This window comes from Ramlibacter sp. (assembly GCF_035706265.1).
GTDB lineage: Bacteria > Pseudomonadota > Gammaproteobacteria > Burkholderiales > Burkholderiaceae_C > Ramlibacter.
This window is the reverse complement of sequence record NZ_DASSVG010000263.1, coordinates 1-4,126: the sequence shown is the minus strand read 5'-3', so window position 1 is coordinate 4,126 and position 4,126 is coordinate 1. Positions and strand designations below refer to the sequence as shown.

The 4,126-nt window shown below is 70.4% G+C and carries 4 protein-coding genes; all 4 read left to right on the top strand.

What is annotated here, in order from left to right; translation table 11 throughout:
• A partial coding sequence (locus VFM98_RS09690) for an acetate--CoA ligase family protein (RefSeq protein ID WP_325109717.1) occupies positions 1 to 1,475 on the top strand: 1,475 nt, incomplete at its 5' end.
• The gene (locus tag VFM98_RS09685) at positions 1,472 to 2,266 is read left to right on the top strand and encodes an enoyl-CoA hydratase/isomerase family protein (protein WP_325109716.1); all 795 of its coding nucleotides are present in this window, start codon (positions 1,472 to 1,474) and stop codon (positions 2,264 to 2,266) included. The genes VFM98_RS09690 and VFM98_RS09685, both read left to right, overlap by 4 nt.
• A gap of 9 nt (positions 2,267 to 2,275) precedes the next feature.
• Entirely contained in the window at positions 2,276 to 3,700 is a 1,425-nt protein-coding gene (locus tag VFM98_RS09680; RefSeq protein ID WP_325109715.1) for an aldehyde dehydrogenase family protein, read from the top strand.
• Positions 3,701 to 3,735: 35 nt separating this feature from the next.
• The coding region (locus VFM98_RS09675; RefSeq protein WP_325109714.1) for an enoyl-CoA hydratase-related protein at positions 3,736 to 4,126 on the top strand (391 nt) is incomplete at its 3' end.

Genomic DNA, 4,126 nt, shown 5'->3' with positions numbered 1-4,126 from the left:
AGGACCCGGACACGCTGGCCCGGGCCGCCGCCCTGGCGCGCCAGCGCGGCGTCCCCGTGATCGCGCTGAAGGCCGGCCGCAGTGCGAGCGGCATGGCCGCTGCGCAGTCGCACACCGGCGCATTGGTCAATGCGGACGGCGTCGTCGATGCGTTCTTCCACCGCCACGGGATCTGGCGTGCCGCCGATCCTGCCAGCATCGTGCAGGTCGCCGAGCTGTACCTGAAAGGCCAGCGCCGGCCCGGGCGCAACCTGGTCGTGATCAGCAACAGCGGATCCTCGTGCGTGATGTGCGCCGACGCCGCCGACGAACTCGGTCTGCCGCTGGCGCAGCTGAGCCTGGAGACGCGCCGCAACGTCGGCCACGCCCTCACTTCGTTCGCGACCTGTGACAACCCGATCGACCTCACCACGGCGCTGATGGGCAACAGCGAAGTGTTCGGCAAGGTGCTGCAAGGCCTCGCCCCCGATGCGGCAGCCGACCTGTTCCTCATCAGTCTGCCGGTGGCTGGCGAAGGCTATGACCTCGAACGCATCGCGCAGGACACCGCCGCCTTCGAGGCCGCGACCGGCAAGACCGTGGTGGTGACTGCGACGCTGGCGTCCGCGCTGGCACCGTTCCGCCGCCATGGCGTGGTCACGTTCCCGAGCGAGCGCCAGGCGCTGCAGGCGCTCGACCAGTTCACCCGCCACCTTGCCCTGATGGCCAGCCCCCAGCCCGTGCTCCCCCGCGTGCCTGCCATCGAACTGCGGGCCGGTTCGGCGCCCTTCCTCAATGAGGCGGACAGCCTGGCGCTGCTGGCGCGCGCAGCGGTTCCGGTGGTGCCGCACCGCGTCTGCTTCTCTGCCGACGAGGCCGTGGCCGCCTGGCGCGAGCTGAAGGGCCCCGTCGCGGTGAAGGCTTGCTCCGAAGGCCTGCCGCACAAGTCGGAGTACGGGCTGGTGTTCCTGAACGTGGATGGAGAGGCCGAACTCCGCGCGGCCTTTGAGAACTGCCGGCTCGGCATGCACAAGCTGGGTGTGGCCTGGGAAGGCGTGATCGTGGCCCGCATGGAACGCGGCCGCCGCGAGTTCGCCATCGGCGCCAAGGTCGACCCGGTGTTCGGTCCCGTCGTCATGGTCGGCGACGGCGGCAAGTACATCGAGGCGATGCCCGATTTCTGCCTGCTGGTGCCGCCGTTCGACGGCTCCGAAGTGCGCGCCGCGTTGCAAGGCTTGCGCGTCGCGCCGTTGTTCGCCGGCGTGCGCGGCGAGTCGCCGATGGACCTGGACGCCCTTTGCGAGGCGGTGGTCGGCGTCGGTGCGCTGATGGCCGCCAGCAAGGGCGACATCGCCTCCATCGACCTCAACCCCGTGATCGTCCGCTCCGCCGGCGAAGGCGTGGTGGTGGTCGACGCACTGATCGAACGCCGCCTGCCGCAGGCGCAGGCGCAAACGGCCGCCCCGGCCAAGCAACTGGAATCCATCGAGTCATGAAGAAACACGTCCACATCGAGCGGCGCGGCCGCATCGCGATCGTCACCCTCGACCACCCCGAATCGCTCAACGCGATCAGCGCCCCGATGCGCGACGGGATCATCGCCGCCATGCAGGAGCTCAACGCGGACACCGCGATCCGTGCGATCGTGCTGACGGGCGCCGGCGAGCGTGCCTTCTCCTCCGGCCAGGACCTCGCCGAGGCGGCGAGCTTCCGCACCGAGCAGGTCGAGGCCTGGATGCGGCACCAGGCCACCATGTTCCAGTCGCTGCGCGACCTGGACAAGCCGCTGGTGGTGGCCTTCAACGGCACCGCCGCCGGTACCGGCTTCCAGATGGGGCTGCTGGCCGACATCCGCATCGGCTATCCCGAAATGTCGATCGGCCAGCCCGAGGTGCGGGTCGGCCTCGCCAGCATCCTCGGCTCCTGGATGATGACGCTGTACCTCGGCCACGCGCACAACGTCGAGATGTCGCTGCTGGGTGAACTGATCACCGGAGAGCGTGCGCTGGAACTGGGCCTGCTGAACCACGCCGTGCCCAGGGACCAGGTGCTGCCCAAGGCGCTGGAGATCGCCGAGCGCTTCGCGCAGCTTCCGGCGAACGCGCTGCGCCTGACCAAGGAGCGATTCCGCCTGCTGACGCAGGCCGGCTTCGACGATGCCTGCGAGGCGGTGGTGCGCTACCACCGCGACGAGTACGCCACCGGCGAGCCCCAGGAGATCATGCGCGGCTTCCTGGAGGCGCGCGCCAAGAAGAAGCAGCAGCGCGCCCAGCTGCAGGCCGCCTGAGGAGTATCGATGCTGCACTACAAAGACGCGTACATTGCCGGCGCCTGGCGCGAGATCCAGCCGCAGGGGACGCTCACGATCCACGACTCCTTCAGCGAGCAGCCGCTCGCCCAGGTGGCCTTGGCGGGCCAGGGCGAGGCGGATGCCGCCGTCGCGGCGGCTCGCGCCGCTTTCCCGGCCTGGTCCGCCACGCCCCTGGCGCAGCGCACGGCCTTCCTGCGCCGCATCGCCGCGGAGCTCTCGGCCCAGGCCGACGCGCTGGCCGAGGCGATCACGCGCGAGGTGGGCATGCCGTTGAAGCTCGCCCGTCGCATCCAGGTGCAGGCGCCGATCGCAGCGTGGAGCGCCTACGCGGACATTGCCGACGGCTTGGCTTTCGAATCGCGCGTCGGCCACTCCATCGTGTCGCAGGAGCCGGTCGGCGTGGTCGCCTGCATCACGCCCTGGAACTACCCGCTGCACCAGATCACCGGCAAGGTGGCGCCGGCGCTTGCCGCAGGTTGCACCGTGGTCCTCAAGCCCTCCGAGCTGGCGCCCGCCGCGGCCTATGCCCTGGCGCGGGCGATCGAGGCAGCGGGCCTGCCCGCCGGCGTCTTCAACCTCGTGCCGGGACAGGGTGCCGTCGTCGGGGAAGCCCTGGTGGGCCACGCCGGCATCGACATGGTGTCCTTCACCGGTTCGACGGCCGCCGGCCGCCGCGTGGCGAGCCTCGCTGGCGCCGGCATCAAGCGGGTCGCGCTGGAACTCGGGGGCAAGTCCGCCTCCGTGGTGCTGCCGGACGCCGATCTCGCTCAGGCCATGAAGCACGCCCTCTCGGCCTGCTTCCTCAATAGCGGCCAGACCTGCACCGCCATCACGCGCGTGCTGGTGCCGCGCTCGCGCGAAGAGGAGTGCCTGGCCTTGCTGAAGAAGGGCGTCGCCGCGTTCGTGATGGGCGACCCGTGTTCCGGTGACACGCGCCTCGGCCCGCTGGTCTCGGCCGACCAGCGCCAGCGCGTGCAGCAGTACATCGATGCCGCGGCGGCCGAGGGCGCGCTGCGCCTGACCGGCGGCCCTGGTGAAGCCGCAGTGCCGGCCCAGGGCTACTTCGTCGCGCCGACCGTGCTGGCGAAGGTGCAAGCCCAGTCGCGCGTCGCGCAGGAGGAGGTGTTCGGGCCGGTGCTCAGCGTGATCGCGTACGACGACGAGGACGATGCCGTCCGCATCGCGAACGGCACGCCGTACGGGCTGGCCGCCGCCGTTTGGTCCGGCGACTCCGCCCGGGCGCTGGCCGTGGCGCGGCGCCTGCGCGCCGGCCAGGTCGACGTCAACGGCGCGCCCTTCAATCCCGCCGCTCCCTTCGGCGGCTTCGGGATGTCGGGCATCGGCCGCGAGAACGGCGTGTTCGGGCTGGAGGAATTCCTCGAGCCGCGCGCGATCCAGCTCCCCGCCTGATCCAGGCAACTTGAACCGAACCGCAGGGGCACCCCATGGCATTCGAGCAACTGAGCTACCAGGTTCGCGACAGCGTCGCGACGATCACCTTTAACCGCCCGGAGCGCATGAACGCGCTCACCAAGATCATGGAGCGCGAGATCCGCGAGGCCATGGAACGCGCCGGGCAGGACCCGGAAGTGCGTGCCATCGTGCTGACCGGGGCCGGCCGGGCCTTCTGCGCGGGCATGGACATGGACGAACTGGAAGTGCTGCCGCCGGATGACATCCGCGCGCAGCAGTGGATGCGTCCCTACGACATGAACCGCAGGGCGGATTACCAGACCCGCTACACGTACTTCCCGGCGGTGCAGAAACCGATCGTGGCCGCAGTCAACGGGGCCGCGGCTGGCCTGGGCCTGGTGATGTCGCTCTATTGCGATATCC

Bases quoted from the DNA above. Each gene is read 5' to 3' on its own strand.
- VFM98_RS09680 (WP_325109715.1), top strand. From the start codon at position 2,276: ATGCTGCACTACAAAGACGCGTACATTGCCGGCGCCTGGCGCGAGATC.
- VFM98_RS09685 (WP_325109716.1), top strand. From the start codon at position 1,472: ATGAAGAAACACGTCCACATCGAGCGGCGCGGCCGCATCGCGATCGTC.